The 15240-nt window shown below is 60.6% G+C and carries 13 protein-coding genes; 9 read left to right on the top strand and 4 right to left on the bottom strand.

The annotated features are described in order from the left end of the window. The first annotated feature begins 549 nt into the window (after positions 1–549). The 4 genes from pheS (at position 550) to ACTQZK_RS08950 (ending at position 6318) form a co-directional block, all read left to right on the top strand. The gene (gene pheS / locus ACTQZK_RS08965; RefSeq protein ID WP_114567678.1) at positions 550–1611 is read left to right on the top strand and encodes a phenylalanine--tRNA ligase subunit alpha; all 1062 of its coding nucleotides are present in this window, start codon (positions 550–552) and stop codon (positions 1609–1611) included. A 13-nt stretch (positions 1612–1624) separates the two neighbouring features. Next, entirely contained in the window at positions 1625–4096 is a 2472-nt protein-coding gene (gene pheT / locus ACTQZK_RS08960; RefSeq protein ID WP_441899414.1) for a phenylalanine--tRNA ligase subunit beta, read from the top strand. A 110-nt stretch (positions 4097–4206) separates the two neighbouring features. Then, positions 4207–5067: a DegV family protein gene (locus tag ACTQZK_RS08955; protein WP_114567642.1), complete on the top strand. Its 861-nt coding sequence runs from the start codon at positions 4207–4209 to the stop codon at positions 5065–5067. Between the two features lie 366 nt (positions 5068–5433). Beyond that, complete coding sequence (locus tag ACTQZK_RS08950; RefSeq protein ID WP_114567641.1) at positions 5434–6318, top strand: methionyl aminopeptidase; 885 nt, start codon at positions 5434–5436, stop codon at positions 6316–6318. Positions 6319–6384: 66 nt separating this feature from the next. On the opposite strand, the gene ACTQZK_RS08945 is transcribed toward ACTQZK_RS08950, so the two are convergent. Further along, a complete protein-coding gene (locus ACTQZK_RS08945) occupies positions 6385–8046 on the bottom strand; it encodes an FAD-dependent oxidoreductase (RefSeq protein ID WP_216528834.1) in 1662 nt (553 codons plus the stop codon). Between the two features lie 291 nt (positions 8047–8337). On the opposite strand from ACTQZK_RS08945, the gene ACTQZK_RS08940 reads away from it, so the two are divergent. From ACTQZK_RS08940 to ACTQZK_RS08920, 5 genes are all read left to right on the top strand, one after another. Next, on the top strand, positions 8338–9780 hold the full coding sequence (locus ACTQZK_RS08940) for a helix-turn-helix transcriptional regulator (protein WP_181792617.1): 1443 nt from the start codon (positions 8338–8340) through the stop codon (positions 9778–9780). 184 nt (positions 9781–9964) lie between these two features. Further along, the gene (locus tag ACTQZK_RS08935) at positions 9965–10198 is read left to right on the top strand and encodes a hypothetical protein (protein ID WP_441899412.1); all 234 of its coding nucleotides are present in this window, start codon (positions 9965–9967) and stop codon (positions 10196–10198) included. After that, positions 10185–11006, top strand: a complete 822-nt coding sequence (locus tag ACTQZK_RS08930; protein WP_216528835.1) for a hypothetical protein — start codon at positions 10185–10187, stop codon at positions 11004–11006. Before ACTQZK_RS08935 ends, ACTQZK_RS08930 begins: the two co-directional genes overlap by 14 nt. Positions 11007–11094: 88 nt before the next feature. Next, positions 11095–12240: a helix-turn-helix domain-containing protein gene (locus ACTQZK_RS08925; RefSeq protein WP_216528836.1), complete on the top strand. Its 1146-nt coding sequence runs from the start codon at positions 11095–11097 to the stop codon at positions 12238–12240. A 126-nt stretch (positions 12241–12366) separates the two neighbouring features. Further along, a complete protein-coding gene (locus tag ACTQZK_RS08920; protein WP_181792612.1) occupies positions 12367–12537 on the top strand; it encodes a hypothetical protein in 171 nt (56 codons plus the stop codon). A 272-nt stretch (positions 12538–12809) separates the two neighbouring features. Here the strand turns inward: ACTQZK_RS08920 and ACTQZK_RS08915 are convergent, their stop codons facing one another. Genes ACTQZK_RS08915 through ACTQZK_RS08905 form a run of 3 tightly spaced genes read right to left on the bottom strand, consistent with a single transcriptional unit; the run spans position 12810 to position 15078 of the window. Beyond that, positions 12810–13238 carry an FKBP-type peptidyl-prolyl cis-trans isomerase gene (locus ACTQZK_RS08915; RefSeq protein ID WP_216528837.1) on the bottom strand — a complete coding sequence of 143 codons (429 nt, stop codon included), beginning with the start codon at positions 13236–13238 and terminating at the stop codon, positions 12810–12812. A 32-nt stretch (positions 13239–13270) separates the two neighbouring features. After that, a complete protein-coding gene (locus ACTQZK_RS08910; RefSeq protein WP_216528838.1) occupies positions 13271–13780 on the bottom strand; it encodes an FKBP-type peptidyl-prolyl cis-trans isomerase in 510 nt (169 codons plus the stop codon). Further along, the gene (locus ACTQZK_RS08905) at positions 13777–15078 is read right to left on the bottom strand and encodes a glutamate-cysteine ligase family protein (RefSeq protein WP_441899408.1); all 1302 of its coding nucleotides are present in this window, start codon (positions 15076–15078) and stop codon (positions 13777–13779) included. The genes ACTQZK_RS08910 and ACTQZK_RS08905 overlap by 4 nt, the downstream gene beginning before the upstream one ends. Between the last annotated feature and the right edge of the window lie 162 nt (positions 15079–15240).

Genomic DNA, 15240 nt, shown 5'->3' with positions numbered 1-15240 from the left:
CCTGCGTTCTCCCTCTTCGCGGGCCGGAATCCCGTGCGCCGGGGTGGTGTCGGCGTCAATCGGCGCGGGGCGCAGTTCGCCGCTTCGTCGTGGAATATCTCCTCACGTTCGACGAAATGCGCTATACTGCATCGTTACATGCGAAGACGAAGACAGCGCCGGGTAGCGGCGCCGCCTCCAGAGACGGGTCTCATCGGCTGAAAGGACCCGGGCGGCCAACGCGGCGATTCCCTTCCGAGCAGCAAGGCTGAACGCGGGGCGCGCAAGCGCGGACGTGCAGTAGGCTTTGACGGGAGCTCCCGTTACAGAGCGTAATGAGCGGGCGGCCAACGGTCGCATGCCTTGCCTGGTCATCGCGATGTCCGGTCGAGCGTGCGCGCAGGTCGTCAACCGAGGTGGTACCGCGAGAGCCTTCTCTCGTCCTTGGATTGGGAAGCAATTCCCTCAACCAACGGCGAGAGAAGGCTCTTTTGTTTTTCGCCGCCGATGAGCGCGTTCGCGCGAGCTGCGGCGGCGTTGCAAAAAGAAGACGGAAAGGGAGCGCGAAACATGGCAATCGTGGACGAATTGGAGGCCTTGCGCACGCAGACGCTCGACGCGATCGCTCAGGCGGGCGAAACCGCCGAGCTTGAGCACGTGCGCGTGGCGGTGCTGGGCAAGGCGGGCACGCTGACGGGGTACCTGCGCAGCATGGGCCAGGTGGCAAAAGAGGAACGCGCCGCGGTTGGCAAAACCGTGAACGAGGTGCGCGTGGCCGTGGAGGAAGCGTTGGCCGCCCGCAAGGCCGAGCTTTCGGCTGCCGAGCTCGAGGCCAAGATCGGCGCGAGCGCGGTTGACGTGACGCTGCCCGGACGTGCTCAGCAGATGGGAACCCGTCACCTCATCAACCGTATAACCGACGAGGTCAGCGAGATTTTCCTTGGTTTGGGCTACACGGTGGCGCAGGGTCCCGAGGTGGAGACCGACTACTACAACTTCGAGGCGCTCAACGCTCCCGCCGATCATCCGAGCCGCAGCTTGGCCGACACGTTCTACGTGGTCGACCGTTCCGGCGAGAAGGCTGCGGTGCGCGGCGAGTCCGACGTGCTGCTGCGCACGCAGACCTCGGGCGTGCAGGTGCATGCCATGGAGGATCAGGACCTGCCCATCTACATCATCGCTCCCGGTAAAGTGTACCGTCGCGACGTGGCCGATCCGTCCCACCTTCCCCAGTTCACGCAGATCGAGGGCTTGGTTGTGGACAAGGGCATCACGTTCGGCGATCTCAAGGGCACGCTCGACTACCTGTGCAAGCAGCTGTTCGGCGAGGAACGCAAGACGCGCTTCCGCGCTCACTACTTCCCGTTTACGGAGCCCTCGGCCGAAGTGGACGTAAGCTGCGGCATTTGCCACGGCGAAGGCTGCCGCTTCTGCAAGGGCACGGGCTGGCTGGAAATCCTGGGTTGCGGCATGGTCGACCCGAACGTGCTGTCCATGTCGGGCATCGACCCGGAAGAGTACTCCGGATTCGCGTTCGGCATGGGCGTCGAGCGCATTGCCTGCCTGAAGTACAACGTTCCCGACCTGCGCATGCTCCTCGAAGGCGACATGCGCTTCCTTCGTCAGTTCTAAGGAGCCGCAAGCTATGAAAATATCTTTGAAGTGGTTGAGCGAATACGTCGAGGTGCCGGGCGACGTCAAGGCGTTTTGCGATCGATTGGACCTGACCGGTACGGGCGTCGAGGCTGTGGAGAAGACGGGTGCGTCGTTCGACGGCGTGGTCGTGGGCTACGTGGAGACGTGCGAGCAGCACCCTGACAGCGATCACATGCACGTGACCACGGTAAACGTGGGCGCGGACGAACCGGTGCAGATCGTGTGCGGCGCGCCGAACATCGCGGCCGGCATCAAAGTGCCGGTTGCCACCATCGGCACCGTCATGCCCGGCGATTTCAAGATCAAGAAGTCGAAGCTGCGCGGCGTTGCCAGCTGCGGCATGTGCTGCTCTCAGCGCGAGCTGGGCATCGGCGGCGATCACGAAGGCATTTGGATTCTTCCCGAGGACGCGCCTGTGGGCATGCCCATTGCCGAGTACCTGAAGATGTCCGACACGGTGCTCGATCTTGAGGTCACGCCGAACCGTCCCGACTGCTTGAGCGTGGTCGGCATGGCGCGCGAAGTGGGCGCTATGTATCGCACGAACGTTGTCAGCCCGCTTGCCGACATGGCTGCCAAGCTGGAGGTTGATGCGAGCGACCAGCCTGTTGATCAGGTGGTTCGCGTGAGCATTGAGGATTCGGTACGCTGCCCGCGCTATACGGCGCGCGTGATTCGCGGGTGCAAGGTGGGGCCGAGCCCCGACTGGATGGTCGAGCGCTTGGCCGCTATCGGCCAGCGCTCCGTCAACAACATCGTGGACGTTACCAATTACATCCTGTTCCTGTTCGGCCAGCCGCTTCATGCGTTCGACCTGGCCAAGCTTTCGGGTGCTGACGGATGCGCTTCCATCGTGGTCCGTGCGGCCGAAGACGGCGAGAAGCTGGTTACGCTGGACGGGGAAGAGCGCGCGCTCACGTCCGACATGACCGTCATCGCCACGCCCGAGCTCGGTGCGGTGGCGTTGGCCGGCGTCATGGGCGGCCTTGACACCGAAGTGACCGAGGACACCGTGGACATCTTGCTGGAGGCTGCTGCGTTCGAGCCGGGCCGCACCAGCCGCACCAGCCGTAACCTGGGCCTGATCAGCGAAAGCTCCATGCGCTACGAGCGCGGGGTGGACGACCACGGCATCGACGAGCGCTCCGCTGCGGCCGCTGCGCTGATCGTGGAGGTCGCAGGCGGTCGCGTGAGCGCTGCCGCAGCCAACCAGCTCGGTATCGTGGACGAGTGGCCGATGCCGTCGCAGGCCGTCGAGCTGGAGTTCCGCGTTCCGCGCTTCTGCGCCATGATGGGCGCCGACATTCCGCGCGAGGACATCGTCGACATTCTCGAGCGCTTGGGGTGCGCGGTCTCGTCCGCTGACGGGGCGGACGTGCTGGCCGTGGTCGCGCCTACGTTCCGGCCCGACCTCGAACGCGAGATCGACCTGTACGAGGAAGTGCTGCGCCTGTGGGGCATGGACCGCGTGCCTTCCACGTTGCCCGGCGGCCCGGGTCGCGTAGGCACGCGCTCCGCGCTCGAGCATGCGCTCGATACCGTCAACGACGTTATGCGCGCAAGCGGCCTGAACGAGACCATGACGTATTCGTTCGCCGAGCCGGGCGACCTGGGTCGCCTGCGCATGTCCTCTGGAGGCTTGGGGGAGCCGGTCGAATTGATCAACCCGCTCAACGCCGATCAGTCGGTCATGCGGCAAAGCATCGTTCCCGGTCTGCTTCGCAGCGTCGCCTACAACCAGAGCCGCGGCGTGAAGAACGTCCAGCTGTACGAAACCGGCCAGGTGTTCTTCGCTCACGAGGGACGCAAGCAGCCGAAGGAGCGCCGTCGCGTGGCTGGCGTGCTGGCCGGCGCCATGCGCGATGCGGGATGGAACGAACGCCCCGACGCCTTCGACTTCTTCGACGGCAAGGGCGTTGTGGAAAGCCTTGCGCGCGAGCTGGCCATTGCGAAACTTCGCTTCAAGGCCCTTTCCGCCGAAGAGGCCCCGCATCTGCAGCCCGGACGCGCGGCCGAGGTGCTGGCGGGCGGCACCTCGCTCGGTTGGGTAGGCGAGCTGCATCCGCTGGCCGTCGATGCGTACGAGGCAACGGCACCGGTGGTGGCGTTCGAGCTGGACGTTGACGCGCTGGTGAAGTCAAGCCGCGCGTCGCGCGATTACGTGGACGTGCCCACGTTCCCGGCCGTGTCCATGGATGTGGCGTTCGTGGTGGACGAGGACGTTGCGCACGAGCGCCTCATGCAGTGCATGAACTCGGCTGGCGGCAAGCTGCTCGAGGACGCGCGTCTGTTCGACGTGTACCGCGACGAGCAGCGCGTGGGCGCCGGCAAGAAGTCGATGGCCTATGCGCTTACGTATCGCGCGGTCGATCGCACGCTTACCAGCGAGGAAGTCGACAAGGCTCACGAGCGTCTCGTGAAGAAGGTGTGCGGGGCGACGGGTGCCGAGGTGCGCGGTTAGCGTTTCGGTCATAATAGACTAATCGAGAGTATTGCGCGGTTGCTCGAGAGCGCCGCGCAGCCAGACGGCGGGAGCAATCCCGCCGTCTTCGCATGGGGGAGGCGACCAGCATGAACCAGAAGATCGCGATCATGACGGATACGAATAGCGGCATCATGGCCGAAGAGGCTCAGAAGCTCGGCGTGTTCGTCGTGCCTATGCCGTTTGTCGTAGATGGCGAGGAGGGCTTCGAGGGCGTGAGCCTTGACGCCGATCGGTTTTACGAGCGGCAGCGTGCCGGAGCGAACATCGTCACCTCCCAGCCTTCTATCGTCGACTTGGGGGAGCGTTGGCACGAGCTTCTGGGCACGTACGACGATATCATCTACATTCCCATGTCAAGCGGGCTTTCCGGGTCTTGCGAAACGGCATGCACCCTGTCTCGGCACTTCGAAGGCCGCGTGCACGTGGTGGACAACCAGCGCATCTCGGTCATGCAGCGCGAGTCGGCGATCGACGCGCTGCGCTGGGTTGAGGCTGGGCTTTCGGCGCAGGAGGTTTGCGATCGCCTTCATGCCACGAAGTTCGACGCGAGCATCTACATCATGGTGGACACCATGGCCTACCTACACAAGAGCGGCCGAATCACCCCGGCAGCTGCGGCCATCGGGTCGGTGCTCAAGATAAGGCCGGTCCTGCAGATTCAGGGAGAAAAGCTCGACGCGTTTTCGGTGGCCAAGTCCACGAAGGCGGCGAAGCGCACCATGTTGAAAGCGCTTGCGCGCGATGTGGACGAACGTTTCGGCGGTGTTGGCAACGTGCATCTTTACGTAGCTCATACGGATCGTGACGACGACGCGCAGTCGCTTGCGCAGGATATGCGGGACCAATTCGGCAGCGACGATGTGTTCGTGGATCGTTTGCCGCTGAGCATTGCCTGCCATGTGGGCCCCGGTGCCCTGGGCGTCGGGTGCGCGAAAATCCAAGACTAGGGCGCATGGCGGCGGTTCGGCGAAGCGTTGCGGGTTTCTGGCGGCGCCCGCTCGCCTGCCGATGGTCGCCCTGCCTTGATGCCCGGGCGACGGCTTCCCCGTTGCCCCCTTGCCGGCCCGCTGTCAAAATGGAAGAGTTTTGTTGGTCCTTAAATTAGGATAAAGGGAAGTGTCAGGCGATTGACCTGGTGCGATAAAAAACTCCCACGGAAGAATCGCCCCAACAAGGCGAAAAACCGCCGCAAAACTCATCCGTTTTGACAGCGGGCGCAAGGCATCGTTGCAGTACTTTGGTTGGCGCGCGTTTTCTGACTGTTCGCTTTCGCTAACAGCGGTACAATGGGCCGCGAAAGAAAGGATGCGCGTATGTATGATGGACTGATCAGTCCGGGCCGCAACGACGAATGTTGGTGCGGCAGCGGCAAAAAGTACAAGAAGTGTCACCTCGTCCATGACGAGCGGCTGCAAGAGCTGTACGAGCAGGGATTCGAGGTACCGCAGCGTTCCATGCTCAAAACGGCGGCCGATATCGAAGGCATCAAGCGCAGCGCCGCTATCAATATCGGCGTGCTCGATTACGTTGCCGAGCGTATCGGACCGGGCGTGACCACGGCGGAAGTCGATCGATGGGTGCACGATTTCACGGTGGAGCACGGCGGCGTTCCCGCCGACCTCAATTACGAGGGCTACCCGAAAAGCGTGTGCACGTCCATCAACGAAGTGGTGTGCCACGGCATTCCCTCAGAGGACGACGTGCTGCGCGAAGGCGACATCGTGAACGTGGACTGCTCTACTATCCTGGACGGCTACTATTCGGATTCGTCGCGCATGTTCTGCATCGGCGAAGTATCCGAGGAGCGTCGCCGTTTGGTGGAGGAAACCAAGAAAGCCCTGGAAGCAGGCCTTGCCGCGGTCAAGCCGTGGGGCTTGCTGGGCGATGTGGGAGCGGCTGTGAACGCGCATGCGAAGTCGTGCGGTTATTCGGTGGTGCGCGAGTTCGGCGGGCATGGCATCGGACTCGACTTCCACGAAGATCCGTTCGTGAGCCATGTTGCCGAAGCGGGTACCGGCATGGTGCTTGCTCCGGGCTGCTGCTTCACCATCGAGCCCATGATCAACGCGGGCGAGCAGGAAATCGACATGAGCGATCCGAACGGATGGACCGTTCGCACGGCAGATCGTTCCGACACGGCTCAGTGGGAGGTTCAGCTGGTCGTTACCGAAGACGGCTACGAGCTTCTGAGCTGGTAGGGAAGAGGGCTCGGCAGCGATACGCATCGCGCCGAGCCCTTTCAGGAGGGGAATAAGAAGGCTTGGTTATTTCTGGGCTACCATGCGGCCGATGACGTAGCCTTCGGTGTAACAGCGCCCGAGCGACAGTCCGAATACGGTGAGCGGGTAGTCGATTCCGCCATAGAAATGACCCGAGCAGTTGCCGATGGCGTACAGGTTTTCTATTACCTCGCCTTCCGGCGTCAGGCACTCGTGCTTTTCGTTGATGTCAACGCCGGAGCAGATGGCGCTCATACGCACGTGACGGTGAATGCCGTAATACGGCGGGGTGTCGATAGGGGCAAGGAACTTCGCCGCTTTCCCGAAATCGACGTCCTTGCCCGCCGCGGCCAGGTCGTTGTAGTGGGCGATCGTTTTCTTGAACGCTTCCGTATCGGTGATTCCAAGCTTTTTGGCCAGTTCTTCAAGGGTGTCGGCCTTGAACGTATTGATCTGCCCTTCGAACACGCCCGTGCGCTCGACGTTCTCTTCGGGCATGTAGGTCTTCAGGGCTTCGGGGTCTACCAGCTTTCCCGGCCAGTCTGCCGCTGCGGTCATGTAGTTGCTGTCGAACACCTGGCAATAGTGTCCAGCGTCCTCGGCCGATCTCAGATAGCAGTTCATGAGGGACATCTCTACGGTCTCGTTCACAAAGCGCTCGCCGTTCATCTTCACGGAAAGGAACGGCATGTCGCACATGGATGCGGGACCCGCATCGAAATCGTGGAGCATCTTCGTATGGGCAAGGTTCTCGATTTTGCCGCCGGCCCAGACTACCATCTTATGGCCGTCTCCGGTCTTGTTGTTTTGCTTGGGCTGGAAATTCGTCATGTCCGGCTGGTAATAGTGCAGCATGTCCTCGTCGTTTTGGTAGTCGCCACATGCTACGATCACGCCTTTCGACGCGTTGAACTGGACGTAGCCGTCTTTGCCTTTCGCGATAACGCCCACTACTTTGCCCGATTCGTTCTGGACGAGCTGCTCGGCTGGGGTGGAATAGAAGATTTCGACGCCTTCTTTTTCCGCAGTGGCCGCCAGCGCCCGCATGCCGTCGCCCGCGTTATAGGGCTTGGGTCCGAAGAAGGACGTGACGAAGTTCATGGTGTAGCCCTTGCGGTTGATCAAGGGTATATGCTGTTGGTTTCCTTGGTCGATAACCTGCGCGCCGCCTTCGGCTGCTTTTTCGATAACCCAAGACACTGCTTCCCCTGAGTTTTTCGCCCAGAGTTCGATGAGCGCTCGATCAGGGCGATGCTGGTTGTCGGTCATGAGCTGGGAAACGAGGTCCTCTATGTTGGCTTGATCGCTCGTTATCAGATCGATGCCGCTGCCCGAGTTGCCTTGGCTGATGGCCTGATTCTCTTTCTGAAGCAGTGCGACGCGCGCGCCCGCTTCCAAAGCCGAAAGCGCAGCAGGGACTCCGGATGCGCCTGCGCCTATGACCACCACGTCGTATTCTTCGGTGGCTGCGATATCGGTAATAGCGGCGGGCTTTTCCAGGAAAGCGGGCATTCCGGTTCGCAGGTGACCGGCTGCTGTGGTTTTCTCGCCTGCTCCGGCCTGGGCGCTCGCCGCGTTTTTCGCTGCGGTTTCTTGCGGCGCGCATGCGCTCAGGGCGCCTGCTGCCGCCATTCCCGCTGCTGTCATGCCGCCGAATTTGAGCAGATCTCGACGACTGATACCTTGCTGCTTGCTTTGCTTGGGCATGTTCATCCTCCTTGAACGTCGGTGCTTGCCGCGCTTTGACGCTCGACATCCGGTGGTCGAAGGTTTCTTCAGGGCGGCTCCCTCGGTCGAGACCATAGCGCTCAATCGATCCGCTTGTCTTTCGTCTACGGCTTTTCGCCTGGGGTTATTTCTATCATCCTTTGTTATCACCCTAGTTTTACCAGGGGTTTTCCTGCGGCTGAGTTTTCCGGATGTTTTGAAGCAGCCGTTTCCTTCGGTACAATGGGCTGCAAGCATGCGGCAAGGGGAACGGTGTTTGGGGAGATTCTTATGGCGAAAAGCGATCAGACCGAGCAAGGAAATCGTCCGCCGGGACCTCTCTTTCCTTGGATGCCCGCGATACCCGTGTTCTTTTTGGGGCTTGGCGTGTATCGTGCTTGGATCGAGATCGTGTTCGTGGGTTCGTTCATCTCGTTTCCGGCAACCGGGGTTGCAAGTCATGATGTGTTCGATCTTGTGATGATCGCGACGATGTTCTCATGCGCGGCTTTAGCTAAGCGCATCGGTCCCTTGTTCGGTCGTAAATCGGTGTACGTGCTGGCGGGTGTCGCGCTGGTCCTTTCGACGTGCTGCATGTTCGTCTCTATCGGAGCGCCTTCGCTTTCAGTGCATATGGGATTGCCCGCCGCCTTGCTGGGCGGGTTCGGCATCGCTTTGGTCATCCTGCTTTGGTCGGAGCTGTACAGCTGTCTGAATCCGTTTCGCGTGGCGTTGTACTACTCGGCTTCCATGATGGCGGCGGCGTTGCTCATCTATGTATGTCGGGGGATGTCCGTCTCTTGGCTTGCGGTGGTTGTGCCGGCGTTTCCCGTGGTGTCTCTTGCGTGGGCGGCAGCTAGCTTCCGATCGCTTCCGGCAGACGAGCTGCCTTCGGCGTCTGCGACGTCGTTCTCGTTTCCGTGGAAAATCGTGCTGCTCATGGCTATCTATGCGTTTGCTTATGGGCTCAAGGAATCGTCGATGTACCAATCGACCTTCGGGCCTCATTCGGCTTTCGGGACGCTCGCCGTCGCAGCTATTGTGTTCGTCGGGGTCATTGCTCGCGGCGGCAAATTCGATTTCGCCATCATCTATCGGCTGACGTTGCCGCTCATGGTGGCGGCGTTTCTCATTCTTCCGAACGTCGGGGTGCTCAACCAGGCTATGTCCGATTTCTGCACGAGCGCTTCGTATACGGCGTTTTCCGTGCTCGTCATGCTCATCATGGCAAACTTGAGTTATCGCTACGGCGTGTCGGCTGTTTGGCTGTTCGGCATCGAGCGGGGCGTACGTGCGCTGTTTTCGCTGCTTGGCCGTCAAACTGAAATGCTGCTCGGGTCTCCGACGTTTGGTCTTGCGGGATCGGATGCGGTGTTGAGCGGTCTGGTGATCGTCATGGTGGTTGCCGCTACCATGATCTTGTTTTCGGAGAAAGAGCTTTCCAGCCGTTGGGGCATGACGTTTCTTGCCGAGTACAACGCGCAGGCCGATACGGCGCTCGTCAAAAAGCAAGAGCTCGCAAATCGCTGCCAGGCGCTTGCGCGCGAGCGGGGTCTGTCTCCTCGCGAAGAAGAGGTGTTGCTGCTGCTTGCCCAGCATAAAACGGTGGGGTCGATCGAACGCGAGCTGTTCATCGCGAATGGTACAGCCAAAACTCACATACGGCATATTTACCGCAAACTCGACGTTCACTCGCGAGACGAACTCATAAACTCGCTTGGTCTTTACGAATAGAAAACAAACATACGTTCGTTTTCTATGGTATACTGTCAAAGAAAGAAAAGAGCCAGTGCAAGCGCTGTTTCCCATCGGGCCTTCGCGATGGGCAGCCCATAGATGGCGTCGGTGTTCCGCGTCGCCCGTACCACGCTTGCAAGATCCTCTCAAATCTTGGGACGCTTGCGAAGGGGTGCTTGCCATGCTGGATATTCGTCGAGGAATGTGCTGCGTCGAATCCGAAGCTCTTGTGCTTGTTGAAGTTATGCCCTTATGCTGCATTGACCCGCTTGAAGCTGCGGCTCTTGCAATGCAGATAGAGGCGGCCGCAGATTCTGACTTATCGTCCTTCGGTCTGCCCGTGCGCTGCGCTGCCGTTATGCCCTGCGCGACGGCGCTCGCATTCGCCGAGGAGGTTGGCGATGTCGTGTTTTGATCTGCACGCGGCCGAGGGCTCGTATTGGGAGCAGAGAAGAGAGCCTGTCGAGAAGCTGCCTACCCTTCAGGATTTGCTGGCATGCTGCAATGTCGATGCGTTCGTTCGGGTTGTCTTGGACGAACATGCTGCGCGGCTTTGCGCGCCCTGCGGCGACGATTCGCCCAAGCGGCGTCGCAAGAAGGAGCGTCGGCTAGCCCGTACGCTTGATTCGATGAAACGTATGCCCATCAAGCGAAAGGGCGGGCGCGATCGAGTCCTTTTGCCGCGCGAGTTCTTTATTCCCCATGAGCAGACGGGCTTGATCGAGCGGCGCGTGGGCGTTTGGCTCATGCGCCGTGCGGACGTTCCTCTTGCCCGGGCTGCGCTCAGGGCGCATCCCGCAGAGTCCGTTGAGCAGAGCGTCAGTCTACCGGAGCATTCTCTCGCGCTTGCTCCTTGGGAGGACGCGTTATCGAGTCGCGTGTGGCTCGGGGGTTCTTGGAGCCTGTACGAACGCTACCTCGTGCTCTCGTCTGCATTCTGGGAAATGACGTATTTCGGGTTCGATCGCGACTGCGTCGCGGCTGCTCAGGCGCGTGCGAAAACGAAAACGCCCCCAGAGGATTCCGTATTCGACGGGCGTCTTTCCGCCACGGTGTCTGATTTGCGTTTGCGTAGGGCGACGGAATTCGGGCTGATCGTTCCCGATCGTTTTGACGAAGCGCGCCGTGCGTGTTTCGCGGCGCGCGTGGCTCGCCTCAATCGCGCTGCCGATCTTGATCTTTGCTGTCGGATCGTGGATTTGGAGGAAGGCAGGGGCTCTTGATAGGGCTCGCTGGACACGTGTCAAGCGTCATCGTATGATGGCGATCAGTTGGAAGACGATGCGGATGAACAGGGAAGGGAGGGCTGCCATGATCACCGTAGGGGACGTGCTTGCCCTTCCTGTGTTCGAGAGCGTGCGCCTAGCCGCTCCTTGCGAAGGCTTTGCCGGTCGTCCCGTTGTGAATGCGGGCATTCTGGACGAAGAACCTCCTGCGAACGGGTACAGAGAGTTCTTCCCGAACGAGTTCATCCTTTCGTCGCTCGGGTTCGCGCGGCGCGATCCTGCCTTGGCGGAGCGCGCTATCGTCTCCGTCATGGAATGCGGCGTAGCCGCCCTTGCCATCAAGCCCGCTGCTCAAAACGCCATCGGTCCGCGCGTTATCGAGCTGAGCGAACGGCGGGGCATTCCTATCCTGTTCTACGAAGGCCGATACTACGAGCAGATATTGTCGTCGGTTCTCTCCCTTATTCGAACCGATCAAGAGCAGTCCAGCAAAAGCCGCCTTATCGATGGCCTTGTGGCCGATCGGGTGGCGGCTGACGTCCGCGCCTCAATGTACGACATAGCGCGCGCAACGGGGGCGACGCTGCAGTGCTTTGCGGTGCAGCCGGTGGGCGGCGACGACTGCTCTTTGTATGCGGAGCTCAGCGCATTGTCTTCGGTGCTCGCATCGTTCAGGAAAGACTGGGGGAGCGTTGAAACGGCGTATGCGTGTCGCTATCACGATTGCTTGCTGGCGTTCGTGTCGTATTCCAGGCCTCCCATTGACGGACGCTCTCATTCCGAACCCGATCTGATCGGTCGCATCGAGGCGATGTCCTCCGTGCGTTGCGGGGTGAGCGAAGAGGTCCCTTTGGGCGAGGGCGATCTGGCCGTTCGCCAGGCGCGGTTCGCCCTTGAGCGCGCACGGGAGTCGGAATCGGCGGTCGTTCGATGGGCCGATCTCGGCGTCGATGCTTTTCATGCGGCTGCGCGGGCCGATAGGTTGTTCGCTCGCACAAGCGCGTTGTACATGCGCGAGTTGGAGCTGCACGACCAGTGCAATGATACCGATCTTCTGGCAACGGCGCGTGCGTTTGCGGAGGCATTCGGCGATGTCCGGAGCGCGGCAGAGGCTCTTTACCAGCACCCCAACACCGTACGGTATCGTTTGCGCAAGATCAAAGCGGTGCTCGGAATGCCCGATTCATCCGATCGAGAGCTGGCTCGCTTTCTGTCGCTCGTGTTCGTGTAGGCTGGCTTATGTACAGGCTTTTGTGCAATTGCACAAAAGCCTGCATGCGGCTTTGGCTGCTCGTACAACGGTCTAGCGCGCCCTGTCGTCTATGCTGGACGTACCGAACAGGAAGGAGCCAGCAAGATGAACGGATTGAACGAAGCAGCCGTTTCGGCTATGGCCGGGCTTCCGCTTGAAGACCTTTCGTACTGCCTCAAGTTGGCAAAGCGCCTTGAAAGGCTTGGCGTGGACGGAGAGCGTGCGAGCAGCGGCTTGTGCGATCTGATCGAGCGGGACGCAATTCCATCTGAATAGAACATTTCGCCAGACGGTCAAAGGTTTCCCGACCAGATGCATCGAGGGCTGCGTTGAGAGCGACGTGGCCCTCGATGTATTGCTGGTTCGGATTGCTCGCTTGGGCGGCATGCAACATGCCCGCGCTTCGTCAGTTCCTTTTCGTGCGGTTCGCACGATGCCTTGCGCGCTTCTCTCCGCGCGTTGCCGCCAGCGCGCCGCCAAGGAAATCGACGCTAAAACAAGAAGACGCCCGCGGGCGCCTTCTTTGAAAAGATATGGAGCATCGACCGTTAGTCGGCAGCCTCAACCAGCGTGATCTCGAAGTTGAGGTCCTTGCCCGCTAGTTCGTGGTTCATGTCAAACGTTGCCACGCCATCTTCGATAGACTTGACGAACACGGGGAAGGGCTGGCCGCCAGGGCCCATCATGTACACGGTCTGTCCCACGGGAAGCTCGTTGCCATTCGGGATCTGATCGATGGGAACCTGCTGGATCATGCTGTCGTCGCGCTCGCCGTACGCCTCGGCTGCGGGGATATGGACCGTTTTCGTCTCTCCCTGAGCCATGTCCTTCACGGCCGTGTCGAAGCCGGGGATCATCTGGCCGGCCATGCACGTGAACTCGATGGGCTCGCCTCGATCCACGGAAGAATCGAACTTGGAGCCGTCGTCAAGCGTTCCCGTGTAGTGGACCTTGACCTTCTTGCCTTCGTTGCTCATAAGAGCTCCTTTTCATCTAGAAATCAATATCCTCAGTCTACCTGAGTGTTTTCGTCATTCTCGTCGGCGGGACAAACTTGCTCCAAGTTGCCACAAGTTTGCAAGCGTCCTCTTGGAGGCATGTCGTGCGCCTCAAGCAGGGTTATCTCGAAATTCAGCGCTTTGCACACGGCATCGTGGTTGAAGTCGAATACGGCGTGTGTATTCGACAACTCGATCAAACGAGCCGGGCACACGCGTCCGTCGACGCCTTCCAGGCTAACGATCTCTCCCACGACCAAACGGGCGTCTGAAGGAATCCGATCGAGCGGCATCTCCATGACCCGATCGTCTCGGCGATCTTCGTAGGCGACGTCCGCCCCTGCGCGGGCAAGCCGCGTTTCGCCAACGGCCATGTCGCGCACCGTTTCGATGAACTCCGGCGGCATCCACCCGTCAAGGCAAGGGAATTCGATGGGCTGCTCGGTTTGGTCGATGAACGTGAACCCATCGTCGAAGAACCCGCGGTACGCCACCTTCACCAGGCGCCCTTCGTTGCTCATCGGGATCTTTCCGCAAGCGTTGCCAGCGTCGTGCGCTGCTCGACCAGGCGGGCAAGCGGTTCCAGGTGGGGGCGGTCTTCGGCTTCCAGTCCGCGCTTGGCCAGCTCGATCACGCGATCGCACAGCTTTGCGACGGGCTTTCCGTACACGGTCGCCTCGTATCCGTGCGCCATGAGCGCGTTTTTCGCATCCTCGTAGTCCCTCGCGTTCACCTGTGCGAACAGCTCGTCGAGCGCATCAAGGCTTTCGGGGGAGTAGAACAGCCCCTTGATAAGGCTCGCATACGCGATGACGTAGGGGATGGGCATGGCGTCCGCGGGCCTGATCTCAATGTAGGTTTTCAGGCGCACGTCGTTGAAGAACATGGACACGGCGTGCTCCACTTCGGCGCTCGTCATGACGCGGTCGGCGTAGATGTCGCCGAACGTGCGCTCCGAATAGCACCACTGCTTCTTTTTGCAGGGAACCAGGATGGCTGGAGCGTCAAGGATGTAGGCGGCGTAGCTTCGAAGGTCGAACCCGGGGTCCAGCACGCCCGGCACCAGTCCGCATCGATCGTTGTCCATGTGCTGCCAGATCTTGGTGCGCACCAGCTGGTGCGTGCGGGGCTTCCCTTCGAACACGGGCGTGTTGTCGGTGATAAGCGACAGGATCGGGACCAGCGCATACGCTAGACGCAGCTTGCGGAGGCAGTCTGCCGTGCTGGTGTAGTCGATGGACACTTGCGTAGAGGCGCTGCCCCGCATCATGCAGGGACCGCACGTGTCCTTCTCGCTCAAGTACAGGTTCATGAACTGGTAGCGCCGTTTCGGAATGAGCTCCAAGCTGCGCGCCGTTGCAGTTGGGTGGTACCCCTCGGTGAGCATGCGCTCGCCCACGGGCGTTAGGATTTTTTCGACCAAGCGCTCGAACTTGTCGAACGTTTCGCGAGCTTTGTCCAGGTCGGAGAAGGGGCCCGCAGAAAGCTCCACCTGGGCGGCGGGCTCGATGGTGACAGCTTCGCCCGGGCGGGCCACGCCCAGCAGATCGCCTTCGGGGTCGGTGGTTGCTTCGGGGTACTGAGCGCGAAGCTGCTCGAGCAGCCAGGCAACTCCGTGTTGACCGCTATAGGAAACGGGGCTCATATCGTCGTGCACGATGGTGTGCTCCAGCTCGATTCCCAGCTGGCCGCGGCTTCCCTCGGGCTTGATGCCGCTCTCGAAAAAAGCCGTCAGCGCTTCAATGTTTTGTTCGCGCGCGGGCTGGTGCTGCATCGTGCAAGCGGAAGCCGCGCTGTCGCGTGTGGCTGTTTTATTCATGTAGCAGACTCCTGAACATCGTATGACCGATGAAATCGTACGGCATTTTCTATACAATACTCTTTTGGTCGCCGAGCTTGTCGGCAAAATGATATCCATTCGCTTTTCCGTTCGGGGACGAGGCTGGGTTTGGACGTTCGTATCACAAAAAGAACAGCGCTA

This window comes from Paraeggerthella sp. LCP19S3_G8, assembly GCF_052119225.1.
In the GTDB taxonomy this organism is placed as follows: domain Bacteria; phylum Actinomycetota; class Coriobacteriia; order Coriobacteriales; family Eggerthellaceae; genus Paraeggerthella; species Paraeggerthella hominis.
The sequence above is the reverse complement of the archived record's forward strand: the minus strand, read 5'-3'. Positions and strand labels throughout refer to the sequence as shown.

Coding starts and splice junctions, on each gene's coding strand:
- ACTQZK_RS08950 (WP_114567641.1), top strand. CDS start 5,434: ATGTATGATGGACTGATCAGTCCGGGCCGCAACGACGAATGTTGGTGC.
- ACTQZK_RS08955 (WP_114567642.1), top strand. CDS start 4,207: ATGAACCAGAAGATCGCGATCATGACGGATACGAATAGCGGCATCATG.
- pheT (WP_441899414.1), top strand. CDS start 1,625: ATGAAAATATCTTTGAAGTGGTTGAGCGAATACGTCGAGGTGCCGGGC.
- ACTQZK_RS08910 (WP_216528838.1), bottom strand. CDS start 13,780: ATGAGCAACGAAGGGCGCCTGGTGAAGGTGGCGTACCGCGGGTTCTTC.
- ACTQZK_RS08925 (WP_216528836.1), top strand. CDS start 11,095: ATGATCACCGTAGGGGACGTGCTTGCCCTTCCTGTGTTCGAGAGCGTG.
- ACTQZK_RS08930 (WP_216528835.1), top strand. CDS start 10,185: ATGTCGTGTTTTGATCTGCACGCGGCCGAGGGCTCGTATTGGGAGCAG.
- ACTQZK_RS08905 (WP_441899408.1), bottom strand. CDS start 15,078: ATGAATAAAACAGCCACACGCGACAGCGCGGCTTCCGCTTGCACGATG.
- ACTQZK_RS08915 (WP_216528837.1), bottom strand. CDS start 13,238: ATGAGCAACGAAGGCAAGAAGGTCAAGGTCCACTACACGGGAACGCTT.
- ACTQZK_RS08940 (WP_181792617.1), top strand. CDS start 8,338: ATGGCGAAAAGCGATCAGACCGAGCAAGGAAATCGTCCGCCGGGACCT.
- pheS (WP_114567678.1), top strand. CDS start 550: ATGGCAATCGTGGACGAATTGGAGGCCTTGCGCACGCAGACGCTCGAC.
- ACTQZK_RS08920 (WP_181792612.1), top strand. CDS start 12,367: ATGAACGGATTGAACGAAGCAGCCGTTTCGGCTATGGCCGGGCTTCCG.
- ACTQZK_RS08935 (WP_441899412.1), top strand. CDS start 9,965: ATGCTGGATATTCGTCGAGGAATGTGCTGCGTCGAATCCGAAGCTCTT.
- ACTQZK_RS08945 (WP_216528834.1), bottom strand. CDS start 8,046: ATGCCCAAGCAAAGCAAGCAGCAAGGTATCAGTCGTCGAGATCTGCTC.